15 protein-coding genes are annotated in these 17,518 nt (G+C 54.7%); 5 read left to right on the plus strand and 10 right to left on the minus strand.

Annotation, left to right across the window (positions count from 1 at the left end):
• Positions 1 to 41: 41 nt before the first annotated feature.
• Together ACYZYZ_RS07210 and ACYZYZ_RS07215 are read right to left on the minus strand one after the other, a co-directional pair.
• Positions 42 to 1,397, minus strand: a complete 1,356-nt coding sequence (locus ACYZYZ_RS07210) for a sodium-dependent transporter (protein WP_461483785.1) — start codon at positions 1,395 to 1,397, stop codon at positions 42 to 44.
• 60 nt (positions 1,398 to 1,457) lie between these two features.
• The gene (locus ACYZYZ_RS07215; RefSeq protein WP_461483786.1) at positions 1,458 to 2,465 is read right to left on the minus strand and encodes a zinc-binding dehydrogenase; all 1,008 of its coding nucleotides are present in this window, start codon (positions 2,463 to 2,465) and stop codon (positions 1,458 to 1,460) included.
• Positions 2,466 to 2,584: 119 nt separating this feature from the next.
• Between ACYZYZ_RS07215 and ACYZYZ_RS07220 the strand changes: the two genes are divergently transcribed.
• From ACYZYZ_RS07220 to ACYZYZ_RS07230, 3 genes are all read left to right on the plus strand, one after another.
• Positions 2,585 to 3,004, plus strand: coding sequence for a universal stress protein (locus ACYZYZ_RS07220; protein WP_305169500.1), 420 nt, complete (start codon positions 2,585 to 2,587; stop codon positions 3,002 to 3,004).
• Positions 3,005 to 3,157: 153 nt separating this feature from the next.
• On the plus strand, positions 3,158 to 3,616 hold the full coding sequence (locus ACYZYZ_RS07225; RefSeq protein WP_305169499.1) for an Hsp20 family protein: 459 nt from the start codon (positions 3,158 to 3,160) through the stop codon (positions 3,614 to 3,616).
• Positions 3,617 to 3,848: 232 nt separating this feature from the next.
• Positions 3,849 to 5,213 carry a Do family serine endopeptidase gene (locus ACYZYZ_RS07230; protein WP_461483787.1) on the plus strand — a complete coding sequence of 455 codons (1,365 nt, stop codon included), beginning with the start codon at positions 3,849 to 3,851 and terminating at the stop codon, positions 5,211 to 5,213.
• A gap of 75 nt (positions 5,214 to 5,288) precedes the next feature.
• Here the strand turns inward: ACYZYZ_RS07230 and ACYZYZ_RS07235 are convergent, their stop codons facing one another.
• On the minus strand, positions 5,289 to 8,441 hold the full coding sequence (locus ACYZYZ_RS07235) for an efflux RND transporter permease subunit (RefSeq protein ID WP_461483788.1): 3,153 nt from the start codon (positions 8,439 to 8,441) through the stop codon (positions 5,289 to 5,291).
• A gap of 37 nt (positions 8,442 to 8,478) precedes the next feature.
• Positions 8,479 to 9,660, minus strand: coding sequence for an efflux RND transporter periplasmic adaptor subunit (locus ACYZYZ_RS07240; protein ID WP_461483789.1), 1,182 nt, complete (start codon positions 9,658 to 9,660; stop codon positions 8,479 to 8,481).
• Between the two features lie 313 nt (positions 9,661 to 9,973).
• On the opposite strand from ACYZYZ_RS07240, the gene ACYZYZ_RS07245 reads away from it, so the two are divergent.
• On the plus strand, positions 9,974 to 10,663 hold the full coding sequence (locus tag ACYZYZ_RS07245) for a TetR/AcrR family transcriptional regulator (protein ID WP_461483790.1): 690 nt from the start codon (positions 9,974 to 9,976) through the stop codon (positions 10,661 to 10,663).
• Between the two features lie 71 nt (positions 10,664 to 10,734).
• Here ACYZYZ_RS07245 and ACYZYZ_RS07250 read toward each other — a convergent pair whose 3' ends face one another.
• The 6 genes from ACYZYZ_RS07250 to ACYZYZ_RS07275 form a co-directional block, all read right to left on the minus strand.
• Entirely contained in the window at positions 10,735 to 10,974 is a 240-nt protein-coding gene (locus tag ACYZYZ_RS07250) for a thioredoxin family protein (protein ID WP_305169494.1), read from the minus strand.
• Between the two features lie 11 nt (positions 10,975 to 10,985).
• A complete protein-coding gene (locus tag ACYZYZ_RS07255) occupies positions 10,986 to 12,302 on the minus strand; it encodes a permease (protein ID WP_305169493.1) in 1,317 nt (438 codons plus the stop codon).
• 141 nt (positions 12,303 to 12,443) lie between these two features.
• Entirely contained in the window at positions 12,444 to 13,673 is a 1,230-nt protein-coding gene (gene arsJ / locus ACYZYZ_RS07260) for an organoarsenical effux MFS transporter ArsJ (protein WP_305169492.1), read from the minus strand.
• A 5-nt stretch (positions 13,674 to 13,678) separates the two neighbouring features.
• On the minus strand, positions 13,679 to 14,686 hold the full coding sequence (locus ACYZYZ_RS07265) for an ArsJ-associated glyceraldehyde-3-phosphate dehydrogenase (RefSeq protein ID WP_461483791.1): 1,008 nt from the start codon (positions 14,684 to 14,686) through the stop codon (positions 13,679 to 13,681).
• Positions 14,687 to 14,725: 39 nt separating this feature from the next.
• Positions 14,726 to 15,070 carry a metalloregulator ArsR/SmtB family transcription factor gene (locus ACYZYZ_RS07270; protein ID WP_461483792.1) on the minus strand — a complete coding sequence of 115 codons (345 nt, stop codon included), beginning with the start codon at positions 15,068 to 15,070 and terminating at the stop codon, positions 14,726 to 14,728.
• Positions 15,071 to 15,213: 143 nt separating this feature from the next.
• The gene (locus tag ACYZYZ_RS07275; RefSeq protein WP_461483793.1) at positions 15,214 to 16,263 is read right to left on the minus strand and encodes a CNNM domain-containing protein; all 1,050 of its coding nucleotides are present in this window, start codon (positions 16,261 to 16,263) and stop codon (positions 15,214 to 15,216) included.
• Positions 16,264 to 16,417: 154 nt separating this feature from the next.
• Between ACYZYZ_RS07275 and nadA the strand changes: the two genes are divergently transcribed.
• The gene (gene nadA, locus ACYZYZ_RS07280) at positions 16,418 to 17,518 is read left to right on the plus strand and encodes a quinolinate synthase NadA (RefSeq protein WP_461483794.1); all 1,101 of its coding nucleotides are present in this window, start codon (positions 16,418 to 16,420) and stop codon (positions 17,516 to 17,518) included.

A 17,518-nucleotide genomic window follows, 5' to 3' on the forward strand; every position in this document is an offset into this window, starting at 1 on the left:
TCCAGGCACTCATTAACGTAGTATTCAGCCGAGCACCGCGCTTAACTGTTAATAAAACTCTGAGCCAGTAACACCAGAATCAGAATGGGGCAGCAATACTTCGCATAGTGGGGCCAGATTTTCCAGAACAGGCTTTGCTCCACGTCCGGATGACCGCTGCGAATTTCTTCAAGCACCAAATCCCGGTGCCACACCCAGGTCGCAAACACACAGATCATCAATCCCAGTAGGGGTTGGCTGTATTCTGTGGCGAGTGTGACCACCAGCCCGAATAGCGCATCGAAATTAATAATAATGACACTGCTGCAAGCAAAGATAATTGCCCCGATCAGCCAGGTGGCACTGCGTCGATGAGTGGCATGGTGTTCGATGGTGAACGAAACCGGCACTTCCAGCATGGAAATGGAGGAGGTTAGAGCGGCGATAGACATAAGGGCAAAAAAGACTATGGCCACCCAGATACCCATCGTCCCCATGTTTTTGAATAGCGCTGGAATTGTCTGAAAGATCAGGTCGGGACCGGCAATCAGGCTGCCGCTCTCGGTATAAATGCTCAGGCCCTGCTGTTGCGCGACAAACAGGGCGGGCAGTACCAGTAATCCTGCGAGAAAGGCTATAGAGGAATCCACCAGCGTGACGATAGCTCCCATGCTGGGCAGGCTCTCTTCCGGACGCAGGTAAGAGCCGTAAATCAACATGGTGCCGACCCCTAAAGACAGCGAAAAAAAGGCCTGTCCCAAGGCGCTGACAACCAGTTTAGGGTCCAGCAGCTGATTGAAATCCGGTATCAGGTAAAGTTTAAGGCCGGTGATGGCACCGGGTTGCAGCATCACATAAACAATCAGCCCGGCCATCATCAGAAACAGCGCTGGCATCAGCCGGCAAGACCATTTTTCGATGCCTTCTTCAACTCCTGCAACAATGACACTGCAGGTGAGAGCTAAAAACAGAAAACATAACACCAGGTTGCGCACAATGCTGTCGCTGGTCAGCCAGGACGCAAGAGTTTTCAACCCCAGCAATGTTGCCACCGGTTCAAAAAAGTAGGCGAGCATCCAGCCGGCGACAATGCTGTAAAAGGCGAGGATCAGCGATGCCACCAGAATGCCGTAAAACCCCGTCAGTTTTCCCAGAAGTTTTGATAGTCGGCCGGGTGCGATTGCCTGCAGTGCATGGACCATATTGGCTTTGGTATACCTGCCGATCACCAGTTCGGCCATCAGCGCCGGATAGGCAAGGCAGAATGCCAGCAGGAAATACATAAGTACGAACGCTCCGCCACCATTTTCTGCCGCATTGGTGGGGAACCCCCAGATATTGCCCAGCCCCACCGCAGAGCCGGAGGCCGCCAGAATAAAACCGGCTTTCGATGAAAACTCTCCGCGATGGGCTGACATAGATGAGGCTCAGGGTTTTAAAAACCCTATGTTAACGACTTTGAGCGGGGGCCGGAAATGTCAGCTGGTTAAAAGCACAATTTTTCCCGACTGGGAAAAATTAGCCATCAATTGACAAGCTTCGGCGGCTGCGTGCAATGGCATGACCCGGTCGATGTCGGGTTTCACCTGATGTCGGCAGGCAAAGTCCAGCATGGCGGCGAATTCGGCATTGGTGCCCATGGTGGTGCCCTGGATGCGAATTTGACGGAAAAACAGTTTCGGCATTTCCAAGCCAGTCTCCGGGTTGCCGAGTGTGGCACCGAAAAAAACAAATCGGCCCGCAGGTAGCAGGGTGTCCAGCAATGCATTGACGGCATTGCCCCCGGCGCTGTCAATAATTGCGTGAAAGCCGCCGCTTTGTTGCCTGAGTTTTCGGTAGCAATCGGGGTCGTGGTAGTTTTCTGCACCACTGACACCCAGCGCGATGGCATGGCTGAGTTTTTCCTGACTGCCGCTGGTGACATAAACTTCAGCGCCGAGTTTTAGACACCACTGAATGGCAAATCCCGAGACGCCACTGCCAGCGCCTGTAATCAGGATCCGCTGCCCCGGGCGCACTTCGGCCTGGGTAACACAGGCCCGCCAGGCGGTGAGGCCGGCGAGAGGCATGGCGGCAGCCTGAGCCCAGTCCAGGTGTGGGGGTTTGGGATGGACATTGTCGGTGGGAACACAAATTGCCTCGGCAAATGTGCCCTGGTCAGGCATGCCCAGAACACGGAAATCTCTACCGCAGCAGGCTTCGTCATCGCCCCAGTCCAGTGCTGGGTAGATCATCACTTCCTGGCCCAGAAGCCCGTGGTTAACATTGGCTCCCACGGCTTCCACTACCCCTGCACCATCAGATCCTGGTATGCATGGCAGTGTTAACTTCGGATATTTTCCAAGGGTTAGCCAGTAGTCTCGCCTATTGAGGGCGCATGCCCTGAGACGTACCCGCACCTCCCCGGGTAATGGTTCCGGGGTGTCTATCTCGTCTAAGACAAGGGAATGTGGCCCCTCGGTTTTGGTCAGTATCACAGCCTTCATGCCATTCTCCAGTTGTTCGACATCGCCCCTTTACGGGAGCTTTCTCCAGCGTCTATTCTTGTCACTGTATGACGAAATAAAAAAATTAACGAATAATAAGTCAACAGCAGGTGGTGGTAATGTTCAAAAATATCCTGGTGCCTACCGGTCTTGCCGATAAAAATGAAAAAGCCATTCGTACCGCACTAAGTCTGGCAGTTCAGTCCGGTGCAAATATATATCTGCTGCATGTGCTCGAGAAGCTGGGGGGTGAAACCGATGCCGAAATGGAAGCATTTTATCTAAAGCTGGGGGAGACCGCCGATCATACACTCACCCAGTGGCAGCAACGCTTTCAGTCGGAGTTTCCCGGTGTGCGAATTGAAAAAAATATTGTGTTGGGGAAACGTGCACAGGAAATTATCAATTTTTGCGAGAAGACCCATATTGATCTTATTGTGATGGCCTCACGCAGTCTTGAAACTGACCGGCAACCCTTCGGTACGCTCAGTCACCAGGTGGCATTGTTTTCTCCAATCTCCGTGCTGATGGTGCGTTGATTGTTTCCCGGTATCCGCCGGTGAAAAAATTTTGTTGTTAAGCCTTGAAATCTATTTTGCTGCACATAAATAAATTATGCGGATGTCATGTCTCTTGCAGAGTGGCAGTTCGCAACCCAATTTATTCATATTGCTTCATTAGGAGAATATATTATGGCAACAATAGATTTGACCCCACTGTATCGCAGCACGGTTGGTTTTGACCGTTTGGCCCCCATGCTGGAAACGGCCTTACGCAATGACCATGCGGCGGCTTATCCCCCCTACGATATTGAAGTCATCGACGAGAACCGTTACGCCATTACCATTGCTGTGGCAGGTTTTGAACGCAGCGAGCTGGATATCCAGGTTGAAAAAGGTGTGCTCACCATTCGCGGAAAAAAAGAAGCCGTGAAATCAGACCGTCGCTACTTGCACCAAGGCATAGCCCGTCGTGCGTTTGAGCGTAAATTCAACCTGGCGGACCACGTGGAAGTGACCGATGCCTCCCTGAACAATGGTCTGCTGGCCATCAGTCTGGTGCGCGAGATTCCGGAGGCGATGAAACCGAAATCCATTCCCATCAGCGATAACAGAACAACTCTGGAACATACCGCTGACGAGGACAAGTAGTCCAAGACCAAGGGGCGACGGGTTTTCCCGCCGCCCTTTAATTTGTCCCCTCTTCGGAATTTTTTCCGCCAATTTTTGTCCCATGATCAGCGGTTTTGTTGACCCTTGCCGATCGCCCGGCGTGTAGCGGCGGTAGGGTGTTTAAGCGGATCCACCCCATAAAAACCGGTTTACTGCCTTACGAAATGTAAACCTATAAATATCATGCCATCACTTATCAGGAGTTTTTACCATGCAGCAGATTAAACAGTTAATGCTCGCGGTATCCATGTTGTTTTTCGTTGCCTCCAGCCAGGCAGCGCTTCCCTTGAAAGACAGCTCAGGACAGTCCTTACCTACCCTGTCACCCATGTTGAAACAGGTGAATCCGGCAGTGGTTAACATTGCAACTTTTTCCAATCAGCAGGTGAATAATCCGCTGCTGAACGACCCCTTTTTCAGACGTTTCTTCAATATCCCCGACGATCAGCAGTTTCGCCAGCAGGCACCTAAAAAACGCCAGCAGAGTGCCGGTTCAGGCGTAATCATCGATGCCGATGACGGTATTGTGATGACCAATTATCACGTGATTAAAGGCGCCGACGAGGTCCAGGTTTCACTGGAAGATGGCCGTTCCTTCACGGCGGAAGTGAAAGGCGCTGATCCGGAGCTGGATATTGCCATTCTGGCTATCGAGGCCGATGATCTGGTGGCGGTGCCCATGGGTAATTCAAGTAATCTTGAGGTCGGAGATTTTGTAGTAGCCATTGGTAACCCCTTTGGCCTTGGTCAGACTGTGACAACAGGTGTGGTTAGCGCCCTGGGTCGCACTGGTCTGGGCATTGAAGGCTACGAAAATTTTATTCAGACCGATGCATCCATTAACCCCGGTAATTCTGGCGGTGCGCTGGTCAACCTGCGCGGTGAGCTGGTAGGTATTAACACCGCAATTCTGGCCCCTTCCGGTGGCAATGTCGGCATCGGCTTTGCTATTCCGGTAAATATGGCCAGGGCCAGTCTAGAGCAGATTGTTGAGCATGGTGAAGTTAAACGTGGTCAGCTCGGCGTAGGCATTCAGGACATCACCCCGGAGTTGCGGGACGCCTTTGAATTGAAAAATGGTCAGAAAGGTGTACTGGTAACCGGCGTTGGCGAGGACTCTCCTGCTGAAAAATCTGGTGTTAAGGCCGGGGATGTCATTATTGCCGTAGACGGCGAAGAGACTAGCTCGGCTGGTCAGTTGCGCAGCCAGATCGGGGTCAAGTCAATCGGTGAAAAAGTGAAGCTGACCCTCATTCGCGATGGCAAGAAAAAGGTTGTTGATGTAGTGGTGGGTGAGCCGCAACAGCTGACAGCAGTCAGCGGCAAGCTGCACTCATTACTGGAAGGTGCCCGTTTTGAAAATAACCCTGACGGCGACGGAGTGATTGTCGCCGGGCTATCGCCCAATTCGGGTGCCGCTTACAGTGGCTTGCGCCCAGGGGATGTTATTCTCGGTGCCAATCGCAAGCGGGTAACTGACCTGGAAAGCTTCAAAAAAGCACTTACCCTGAGTGACAGCTCGGTGCTGCTGCACATTAACCGCGGTGGTCATTCGCTTTATCTGGTGATCCGTTGATCTGTCAGCAAGTATGAAAAAAGGGCCGGTGTTTACCGGCCCTTTTTTTGTTCTGTCGCTTTGTAACACTCAGCTTTAATGGGTGGGGACATACAGTTTGCGATAACCCTCCAGTTTGCGCAGCAATACATAGAAGATGGGAGTAAAGAACAGACCGAAGAAAGTCACGCCCAACATTCCGGAGAATACGGCGACACCGATATCGCTGCGCATTTCCGAGCCGGCACCACTGGAAAAAACCATTGGCACGACACCCATGATGAAGGCAAAAGAGGTCATCAGAATAGGGCGTAACCGCATGCGGCTTGCAGTGACTGCTGCGTGCCAGGTGTCGCAGCCGCGATGCTCAAGCTCACGGGCAAACTCCACAATCAGAATGGCATTTTTGCTCGCCAGCCCGGCCAGAACAAACAGGCTGATCTGGGTGAAGATATTGTTGTCGCCGCCGGACAGCCAGACACCGACAACCGCGGATAATACCGAGAGTGGTACGATGCTGATGACAACCAGGGGCAACACCAGGCTTTCATACTGTGCCGCGAGTACCAGAAAGACCAGCAGCAGGCACAGGGGGAAAATAAAGATAGCCGTGTTCCCACTGAGTACCTGTTGGTAGGTGAGATCTGTCCACTCGAATGTCATACCGGAGGGCAGTGTGCTTTCAAGAATATTGCTGATGGCATCCTGGGCCTGGCCACTGGAATATCCGGGGGCGGCGTCACCGTTCAGGTCGGCAGCAAGGTAGCCGTTGTAATGGGCGGCACTTTCGGGGCCGTAACTTTCCTGCATTTCCAGCACACTGCCGAGAGGAATCATGCTGCCCTCGTGATTCTTGACCTTGAGGTTGAGGGCATTTTCCGGGCTGGCGCGGTAGGGCGAATCGGCCTGGGCAATCACCTGGTAGGTGCGACCAAAGCGGTTAAAATCATTCACATACAGCGAGCCCAGATAGATCTGCATGGTGTCGAAGATGTCCTTGACGTTCAGCCCCAGTTGCTTGGCTTTGGTGCGATCCAGATCTGCATAAAGCTGCGGCACATTAATCTTGTAATTGGAATAAACATTCATCAGGGCCGGATCCTGCCAGGCGAGCTGCTGCACCATCTGCACCACCTCGGCGAGCCGCTCGTAACCCAGGTCTGCACGATCTTCAATCTGAAGCTTGAAGCCTCCCGTTGTGCCAAGGCCGCGTACCGGCGGGGGTGGGAAAATGGCAATAAAGGCTTCTTCTATGCCCGCATACTGTTGTTGCAGTCGACCGGCAATAGCCGCCGCCGAAAGCTCCGGGGTATTGCGTTTGTCGAAGTCTTCAAGGGTAACGAAGACGATGCCGGCACTGGGGCTGTTAGTGAAGCCGTTGACAGAGAGACCGGGAAATTGCACGGCGTTTGCCACCCCTTCCTGCTGCATGGCGATGTTGCCCATTTCCTTGATAACGGCTTCGGTGCGGGCCAGGGATGATCCATCGGGAAGCTGCGCAAAGCTGATCAGGTATTGCTTGTCCTGGGGTGGAACAAAGCCTTGGGGCAGGGAATTAAACCCGACTGCCGTGGCGCCGATCAGCACCATGTAAATAGCGAAAGCCACAACCTTGTGACTCAGCAAACCCGAAATGGAGGACGAGTAGGCTTCGGAGGAGCGTTTGAAACCGCGGTTAAAGAGGCGGAAAAAGCCACCGAACAGATAGTCCATGATTCGGGTCAGCCGGTCTTTCGGGGCATCATGGCCTCGTAATAATTTTGCTGCCAGGGCGGGGCTGAGTGTCAGGGAGTTAAACGCTGAAATCACTGTGGAAATGGCAATGGTCAAAGCGAACTGCTTGTAAAACTGTCCGGTGAGGCCGCTGACAAACGCGATGGGAACAAACACTGCCACCAGTGTCAGCGAGATGGCGATAATCGGACCGCTCACCTCCTGCATGGCGCGATAACTGGCCTCTTTCGGGTCCAGTCCGTCGGCGATATTCCGTTCCACATTCTCGACGACGACGATGGCGTCATCCACCACGATACCGATGGACAACACCAGCCCGAACAGCGATAGGGTGTTGATCGAAAACCCGAACGCCCACATCAGAGCAAAGGTGCCAATGATGGAGACCGGTACCGCCAGTAGTGGAATGATGGACGCGCGCCAGGTTTGCAAAAACACCACGACCACCAGAACCACCAGCGCTAGCGCTTCTAGGAGTGTTTTCACCACCGCTTTGATCGAGTCGCGAACGAACACGGTAGGGTCATAGACCACCGAGTAGGAGACGCCCTCTGGAAAGTTCGGTTTCAGCGCTTCCATGGTGCGACGAACTTCATCGGAAATAGCGATGGCATTGGCACCGGGAGCCTGAAAAATTGGGACGGCCACGGCAGGCTGGTTGTCGAGCATGGCATTGAGGCTGTAATCCGCCGCTTCCAGTTCGATACGTGCCACATCCCGCAGTCGGGTAATCTGTCCCCGGTCGCCGGCACGAATGATGATGTCGCCAAACTCTTCAGTGGTTTCGAGCCTTCCTTGAGCATTGATGGGCAGCTGCACATCCACAGGGCTGGTCATGGGGGCGCCGCCAATGACACCTGCAGCCACCTGAACGTTCTGTTCGCGAATGGCGGCGATCACTTCGTTGGCCGATAGGTTGCGTTCCGCAATTTTTTCCGGGTTGAGCCAGATGCGCATGGCGTAGTCGCCGGACCCGAACAGGCGCACGGTGCCGACACCCTCGACCTTGGCCAGCTCATCCTTGACATGCTTCAGGGCATAGTTGCGCAGATAGAGTTCGTCATAGCGTTGGTCGGGAGATACCAGGTGAACCACCATGGTCAGGTCTGGTGAGCTTTTGACCACCGTGACCCCCAGCTGACGTGTGACTTCGGGCAGTCTGGGCAACGCCTGAGACACCCTGTTCTGAACCATTTGCTGGGCGAGGTCAGGATCGGTGCCAATCTTGAACGTGATGGTCAGTGTCATGCGGCCATCGGAGGTGGCCTGGGAAAACATATAGATCATGTTTTCCACGCCGCTTAGTTGTTCCTCCAGTGGCCGTGCCACGGTGTCGGCAATGACCTTCGGGTTGGCTCCGGGAAAGCTGGCATTGACCACCACTGAGGGTGGCGAGACCTCCGGGTATTCGGAAATGGGCAGCTTGAACATGGCCAAAAGCCCTGCGATCAGAATCAGCAGGGACATCACTGCGGCGAATATGGGGCGATCCACAAAAAATCTGGAAATGTTCATGGTGATCCTTCAGCTTTGCCGGGGGGCGGTTCCAGGTTTAGTGATCAGTGGTTTCGGCCGGTGTTGAAGCGCTGACTATTTCGGCTTCAACCGGCATGCCGGGGCGGATATGCGACAGGCCGTTGACCACCACCAGTGATCCAGATTCCGGGCCACTTTCGATAACCCGCTGTCCCTGGTGGTACTCCCCCAGAGTCACTTCCCGGTAGCCGACGGTGTTGTTTTCATCAACGATATAAACGAATTTTTTATCCTGATTGGTGCCAATGGCCTTTGTGGGCAGCAGCATGACATTGGTTTCCTTGGGGGCACCGAGGTGTACGTTGGCATACATGCCGGGGGTCAGGGCTCCGTCGGTGTTTTCAAAAATGGCCCGGGCCCGGATCGTGCCGGTGGAAATATCCAGGCGATTGTCAAAGGCGTGGATTTTTCCCCGGTAGACCTTATCGTCATCTGCCAGTGTTAATTGCACAGGCATCTGACCGACGAGATCACGTTGCCGCATGGAGCGGATATAGGTCTGCTCGTCGACATTAAATTCTGCGTACAGTTGCTGGTTGGAAACCAGGGTGGCGAGTACTGGCGCACTACTTCCCGCTTCCACAATGTTGCCTACGGTCAACTCGGCACGACTGATCAGTCCCGTAAATGGCGCCTTGATATGGGCATATTCCAGGTCGAGTTTCGCTTTTACCAGGGCGCTTTCTGCCTCTTCAATGCGGGCATTTGCTATCCGGTATTCGTTGTTGGCGGCATCAAAAACGCTTTCGGAAACCAGCTGGCCCTCAACCAGCTTGCGCGCTCGGTCCAGCTCATCCCTGGCAAGGGTCGCCCGTGACCGGGCAGAGGTTAACTGTGCCTGGGCCTGCTGCACCTCGGCTTCATATGGCCGGGGATCGATAATAAAAAGCACCTCGCCCTGTTGAATCTGCTGTCCGTCATCAAACAGGACCTGCTGAATTTCGCCGCTCACCTGGGGTTTGATCTCGGCGCTGTTCACTGCCGTTAGTCGTCCTGAAAAACGGGTCCACAGTCGCACTGGTTCTACTTTCAGCTCTACTACTTCGACGTGCGTGGGTGGCGGCATGGGGTTGCTGGAGTCGTCGGAATGTCCACTGATTGGCGTCAGGGTGTAATAGGTGCCAACTGCCAGCGAGAAAAGGACAGCAGCACTTAATAGGGGGCGACGAAATCCTTTGTTGTCGGCGTGGTCTTTCATGTGAGCTCCGTGCGCACTAACTGCTGATCATGATGGTCAGAACAAGCAGTCGGGAGTGTTTGTAGAATAGGATGGGCAAGCATACATACCGGTTGGTATGCTCGTCAATGGGACGGACCCTTGTGGATGAATTGCGGAGGACTAGATTATTTCTTTTTTATTACAGTAGGTTAAATTTTATTTCTGCATCAGAGAGTGCTGCTGGAGACTGAAGATAGAGGTGTTGGAGGCAAAAGGATGGCTATTTAGACTTGCTTGGGAAACCAGATGGTATCTATACTTGGTCGGCTTTCCTGAAGAACCTACCTGTCTTATGTCTGTAACTGATACCCGTGAACGCCTGCTGGAAATCGCCCTGGAGCTGATTTGGCAAAGTAATTACAGCTGCGTTGGCGTTAATGAAATTTGTAAACAGGCCGGTGTGACCAAGGGTGCGTTCTACCATCACTTTGAATCCAAGGCGAGCCTGTTTTGTGAGGCTACTGCCTACTACTGGCAGGTGATCCGAAACGATCTCGATGCGGTTTTTTCTCCACTCAACTCACCACTGGTACAGCTGGAAAACCTACTGCACTTCCTCATCATGGCAAAGCTTGGCAATGATCAGGCAGGCATCCGCGGCTGTCCGTTTTATACCTCTGGTGCACAGATTGGCAGTAATGAAGAAAAGGTGATTGAGGCTCTGGAGCTGCTTTCTAGTAACGCGGTGAAATACAACGCTGCGCTGGTACATGGCCTGAAGTCTGGTGGTTGCCTCGAAGAGGATGTGGATGTAGATGCGGAGCAGACAGGTTTGCTGCTTTATCACTTTATTCACGGTGTGTTCAGCTACGCCCATGTGCACGAAGTTGTTGAAAATACCAAGCGCGACCTGACGGTGGGTATCTACCGATTGTTGGGGCTGAAGCGTGAGCACTGGTATGCGGCAGAGCCCAACTGGGTGCCTCAACAGGCAAACTCCCACTTTGTTGAACAGGTGATGTTACCTCGCAGGAGTGATTAGGCAGGCGATGGGTAGGTAGGCAAAAGTACAGCTTTCTGCTTTTCTGAATGGTGCCTGCTTGGACTCGATAATCAGGTTGCCGACGTTAGTAACTCCGTAATCTGATTAATACTGCCGATACGTCCTTCCAGGACTATCTCTCCATCCACGGCCAGGGCCGGTGTATGCATCACTCCGGCATCTATGATCTGGTTCATGTCAGTTACTTTTTCCAACTCGTAATCAAGCCCTAGTGCCTGGGCGGCAAATTCGGTGTACTCCTGCAATTTTTCACATTTGCTACAGCCTTTGCCGTAAATAGTTAGCCTCATTGGTGTCACTCCTAGAAAAAATTGCCGTAGAGAAAGCCACTGATGGTGGCCATCACCACCACCAGGGAACAGTAAATAAGCGTCTTTTGGGTGCCGATGATAGTGCGGATCACCAGCATGTTTGGCAGCGAGATGGCCGGGCCCGCCAGCAGCAGGGCCAAGGCGGGTCCCTTGCCCATGCCGTTGCCGATCAAGCCTTCCACAATGGGGACTTCCGTCAGGGTGGAAAAATACATAAAGCCACCCAGCAGCGACGCCAACAGGGTGGACAGGAAACTGTTGTCGCCTACCGCCATTGTCACCCACTCGGAGGGAATGACCCCTTCAAAGCCAGGCCTGCCCAGCAGTAGGCCCGCCACAAATACCCCCGCGAGAAGCAGCGGGACAATTTGCTTGGTGAAGTCCCAGCTCTGTGCCGCCCATTCCCGGTCATCATCGCGCCCGGCAGCCAATAGCATCAGGCCGATGATGCCGGTGGCGAATGGAAGCTCGGGGGTGTTGGGGAACAGCAGCACCAGCAGGGCAATGGCTATGCCAAGGATGAGTAGATGGCGGGCGGGCCAATGCCAGCGCCACACCAGTAACGCGCCGAAGGCGACCGCCAGCAGTGCGGTGATCTGCCACTTCCAGTGGTGAATTAACATCCAGGTGGGGCTGTCGGCGGCCGCCCAGTTGGCAAATACCAGGATGCCGATCAGGAGTGAGAAGAAAGCAACGACGGCGCTCAGTGGCCGGTCACCATCCTCGGTGGCAAAGCCTTTCCCGGTGGCGGAGCGGGCCGCCTCTTCACGACGGTAGATCAGGTGCATGATCGCGCCGATCACCAGGGCAAACAGGATGGCGCCAACTGCCCGGGCAATCCCAAGTTCGGCTCCCAGCACCTTGGCTGTGACCACGACGGCCATAACGTTGATGGCTGGTCCTGAATAGAGGAAGGCGATTGCGGCGCCTAGTCCTGCCCCGCGTTTGTAGATGCCACCGAACAGTGGCAGTACCGTGCAGGAACAAACGGCAAGCAGACAGCCGGACACGGAGGCCACCCCGAATGCTATCGGCTTTGGCGCCTGGGGACCCAGATGGCGCATTACGGCACCCTGACTGATATAGACGGCCATGGCACCGGCGATGACAAAGGCCGGCAGCAGGCACAGGATCACGTGTTCCCGTGCATACCAGTGGGTCAGCCTGAAGCCTTCCATCAGGGCATTGTCAAAACGCGCCGCGCCCAGGGGTAAAAAATAGATCACCAAAAAACCGCTGACCATCAACAGCATCAAGCGCACTTGGGCCGGGTTCTGCTGATACAAGTTCAACCATTTGTTCTTCATTGATGCTCCTGGCGCTTGTTTCGGGTTATTAATTCACCCGATAAATCCGGTGGCCAGTTTGTTGTGCCGCCGAGAAATTTAAGTGTAGGGCTCTAGGGAGTATAAACCCCGGGTTAAACAAAGTGATTGCCCCGCTACGATTCAAGTTGCTTCAGGGCCGGATATGCGTTTTGGCAGGCGCAGCGAGATGATGGCGGCAGCGGCAATCAATAGTGTCGAAACCCACAGGCAGGCGGCGAGTCCGCTGACCTGAAACAGCCAGCCGGATAATACCGTGCCCAGCAGTCGCCCCATGGCATTGGCCATGTAATAAAAGCCCACATCCAGTGACACCCCGTCCTCCCGGGCATAGCTGACAATCAGGTAGCTGTGCAGAGAGGAATTGATGGCGAACAGCATGCCAAACAACATCAGCCCCGCCACCAGTACGGTGTTGGCCTGCCAGTCCAGAGTGATCGCCAGGGCAATTAGCGCGGGGATTGCTATTAGTGGCAAGCCCCAGGCAAAGGCCGTTTGGCCATCCGGTACTCGATTGCGCTGTCTGCCCGTCAGCAGCGGTGCCAGGGACTGGATAACGCCGTAGCCGATAATCCACAGGGCCAGAAAGCTGCCCACCTGCCAGTGATCCCAAGCGAGCGCCGCCGACAGGTACACCGGCAACGCCACCACGAACCACACATCTCGGGCACCGAACAGGCACAGGCGGGCTGCTGAGAGGTAATTGATCGGCCCGCTGCGAGAGAAAAGCTGGGTGAACTTCGGTTTCTGTTTTGCCGTACCCAGCTCGCCCCTCAGCGCCAGCAAACTCAGTAGCCAGACCACGGTGAGGCCCGCCGCCATGCTGGCCACGGTGGTGCGAAAGCCGAGCAGCACCAGCAGCGCCCCCCCGAGAAAGAAACCGGCCCCTTTGAGGGCGTTTTTCGATCCGGTCAACAGAGCCACCCAGCGGTACAGGGTGCCCATGGACTCTTTCGGCACCAGCAGCTTGATGGCGCTTTTGGCGCTCATCTTATTGAGATCCTTGGCGATGCCGGACAGGGCCTGGGCGGCCATCACCCAGGGCACCGTGAGCCAGGTCGCGGGCACGAGTAGCATGGCCAGTGCCACCACCTGCATCAGCAGGCCGATATTCATGGTGCGGTTGAGGCCGATGTGGGCACCCAGCCAGCCCCCCACCAGGTTGGTGACCACACCGAAAAATTCGTAAAACAGGAACAGCAGGGCTATTTCCAGGGGACTGTAGCCGAGATCGTGGAAATGCAGCACCACCAGCATGCGCAGTGCGCCATCGGTCAGCGTGAAAGCCCAGTAATTGCCGGTGACAATCAGGTACTGGCGGACTTCCTGGCTCAGTCTGGCGAGTGGTGACATGTGTTTTACTGGTCCTGCATTCCTACCATTCGCGCCAGTTCCACGGTGCGGTTGGCGTATCCCCACTCGTTGTCGTACCAGGCGTAGAGTTTCACTTGCGTATCGTTGATCACCATAGTGGAGAGGGCGTCGATGACACTGGAGCGGGGGTCTGTCTTGTAGTCAATGGACACCAGCGGCCGTTCTTCATAGCCCAGAATGCCTTTTAGTTCGCCCTCGGATGCGGTTTTCAACAGCTGGTTGACGGCTTCGGCAGAGGTGGCTTTTTCCACCTCAAATACACAGTCGGTAAGGGAGGCGTTGGCCAGCGGTACCCGGACCGCGTGTCCATTCAAGCGGCCTTTCAACTCCGGGAAAATATGCGTAATGGCAGTGGCTGAACCGGTGGTGGTAGGGATCAGGCTCATGCCGCAGGCTCGGGCCCGGCGCAGATCCTTGTGCGGGGCATCGAGGATGGTTTGGGTGTTGGTAAGATCGTGAATCGTGGTCATGGAGCCGTGGCGGATGCCGAGGTTTTCATGAATCACCTTGACCACCGGAGCCAGGCAGTTGGTAGTGCAGGAGGCGGCGGTGATGATGGGGTGGCGCGTTCTGTCGTAGAGATGGTGGTTGACGCCCATCACCACGTTCAGCACGCCTTCTTCCTTGACGGGTGCGGTGACCACCACCCGTTTCACCCCTTGGTCCAGGTAGGCCTGTAATACTTGGCTGGATTTCATCTTGCCGGAGGCCTCGATCACCAGATCGCAGCCGGACCAGTCGGTGTCGCCGATGGCTTTATTCTGTGTGCAGCGGATGCGGCGGTCGCCGATCAGCATATCTTCGCCGTCGGCCGTGGCCTCGTGCCGCCAGCGCCCGTGGACAGAATCAAAAGTCAGCAGGTGGCCTAGAGTGGCGGCATCCCCGGCGGGGTCGTTGATCTGAACGAATTCCAGTTTCTCCCAGTCCCAGGCGGCGCGTAGCGCCAGTCGGCCCATGCGGCCAAAACCGTTGATTCCAACTTTGATGGTCATCCTAAAATCCTCGATGGTTACAGGGTTGAATGCCGTGGGTTAACAGCAGGCTCGGGCTCGCTCCGGGCGTTCGCCCATGTGGCAGAGGTTGTCGAGACTGTCTGAAAGGAACGCACTATTGTTTTGGGTGGCTTCCCTCAGAACGGTCCTGGCCCAGTCGGGCAGTGATGGGTTGATGCCGTAGAAAACCCATTGTCCCTGGCGGCGGTCCTGCAGTAATTCGCACTGACGCAGCTGGGCCAGGTGACGGGAAATTTTCGGTTGGCTTTCCCCGAGGGCAGCGGTGAGTTCGCACACACAGAGTTCGCCTTCCCCTTCGATCAGCATGAGAGAGCGCAGTCGGGTTTCGTCGGCCAGACATTTGAAAAACTGAACAGGATCCATATTGCCACGCCTTGTGTGAGTCATTTCTGGGGCCATGATATCTGAAATATCATATATATGATATTTCAGATATATGACGGCGTGCTCAGCTGATCCTTCGGTGAAGCAAGATGTATGGCAGGTAGTGGTGGGCTGGACGGTGGTCAGTCGTCGCTGTGGTTCAGTTTGATATCCCGGAGACGTTCGCGGTATTTGTCCTTGGCCAGTTCTTGCAGATCGGCCACCTGGTCTGTTTCATCCACAATCTCCCTGCCGAGCAGGGTTTCGATGGCATCTTCCAGGGTAACGATACCGGCGGTCTGGCCAAACTCGTCTTCTACCCGGAACAGGTGGGCTTTGTGTTTGAGAAACAGATCGAGGAGTTGCTGCACCGGCAGTTTTTCGGAGACGGAAAGAATCGGCTTGGCAATGTCTGACAGTGGCATGTCCTTGTTGCCGGCGCGCTCGGCATCAAAAAGGTCGAGGCGAAATATCTTGCCAGTGATGTTGTCTATGCTCTTGCCATACACCGGAATCCGGGTGAATTCCCGGGTTCCCGGCTGATCGAGGGCTTCCCTGATGCTCATGGTTTCCGGCAGGGCGTGGGTCACGGTGCGCGGTGTCAGAATTTCTTCCGTTTTGATATCCCGGAGGCGCAGCACGTTGGATACGTATTCGTTCTCCCGGTTGAGCAGGCTGCCACCTTTTCTGCCCAGTGCCGCCAGGGCAATGATTTCCTCACGGGTAATTTCGTGGTCATGGTCGCTGCTGAACAGTTTTGTCAGCCGGGTTGACGCCCAGACCAGAGGGAAAACAATCCGTGACAGCCAGCCAATTATGTAAGCGCAGGGTATTGCCAGTCTCCGCCAGTAGGTGGCACCCAGGGTTTTCGGGATGATTTCCGAGAAATACAGAATAGCCAGGGTGAGCAGAATGGCGATCAGGGTTTCCCAGCGTTCGCCGTAGATCTGCACTGCCTGGGAGCCGACACCCACGGCGCCCATGGTGTGGGCGAAGGTATTCAGAATCAGAATCGCTGAAATGGACTCGTCCAGTTGCTCCCTGATGCGGGCAAGCACTTTGCCGGACCGGCTGTTGGATGCCTGGAGCTGTTCGACATAGGCCGGGGTAGTGGACAGCAGTACAGCCTCCAGCACCGAACAGAGGAAGGAAATGCCGATGGCAATAGCCAGATAAATCAGAAGTAGCGTCATGGCAACACTTTAACTTTCTGAGGAGGTGTTATGAAGCGACAGATGAGTTGTTTTTTACAGATTATGCCCCGGCGTCTTGTTAATGTTGTGTGCAAAAGGGTGCAAGCTTCTGTGTTAAAATTCCAGCAAGCATTATTCATTATTATTCCTGCCTATGAGTCAGACTGCCAAACTGCATATCGCCAGTGAATCTGATCACCGTGATATCGTGGAAAATTATCTCAATCAGATGCATGAAGAGCCGCGTTATACGCCGGAAGAAGAGGCGCATTACCGTTCCCGCATCAAGCAGTTGCTGCAAGAAAACAATGCAGTGATTGTTGCCCATTACTACACCGACCCGGTGATTCAGCGACTGGCTGAGGAGACCGGTGGCTTCGTGTCGGATTCCCTGGAGATGGCCCGTTTCGGCAGTACTCATCCGGCGACAACTCTCGTGGTTGCCGGTGTGAAGTTCATGGGGGAGACAGCCAAAATTCTCACCCCTGAAAAAACGGTGCTGATGCCAACTCTGGAGGCGACTTGCTCTCTGGATATCGGTTGCCCTGCTGACGATTTTGCGGACTTCTGTGATCAGCACCCGGATCGCACCGTGGTGGTCTACGCCAATACTTCAGCGGCGGTGAAGGCCCGGGCTGACTGGGTGGTGACCTCCAGCATTGCCCTGGATGTGGTGGATTACCTGGATAGTCGCGGTGAAAAAATTCTCTGGGCGCCGGACAAATATCTGGGCAGTTACGTACAGAAAAAAACCGGGGCCGACATGCTGTTGTGGGATGGCAGCTGTATCGTTCACGAGGAGTTCAAGGCCCGCGGTGTCGAGAGTCTGAAACAGATGTATCCCGATGCGGCATTGCTGGTGCATCCAGAGTCACCGGATGCGATGGTTGATATTGCTGATGCGGTGGGTTCCACCTCACAGTTGATCCATGCCGCAAAGACCCTGCCCAATAAACGCATGATCGTCGCTACCGACAGCGGGATTTTCTACAAAATGCAGCAGGCTGCGCCGGACAAAGAGTTGATTATTGCGCCTACCGCCGGCGAGGGGGCCACCTGTCGCAGCTGCGCCCACTGTCCGTGGATGGCCATGAATCATCTGGAAAACCTGATGACGTCCCTGGAACAGGGTCTCAATGAAGTTCACGTTGACCCGGAGGTTTCCAGGCAGGCAATGGTGTCATTGCAGCGTATGCTGGATTTCCGCGAGCAGCAGCTGGCTGCTGAATCTTCAGGGGCTGTAGGGTCGCGCTGA

The sequence above is a fragment of the Porticoccus sp. genome, from assembly GCA_023261185.1.
GTDB lineage: Bacteria > Pseudomonadota > Gammaproteobacteria > Pseudomonadales > Porticoccaceae > Porticoccus > Porticoccus litoralis.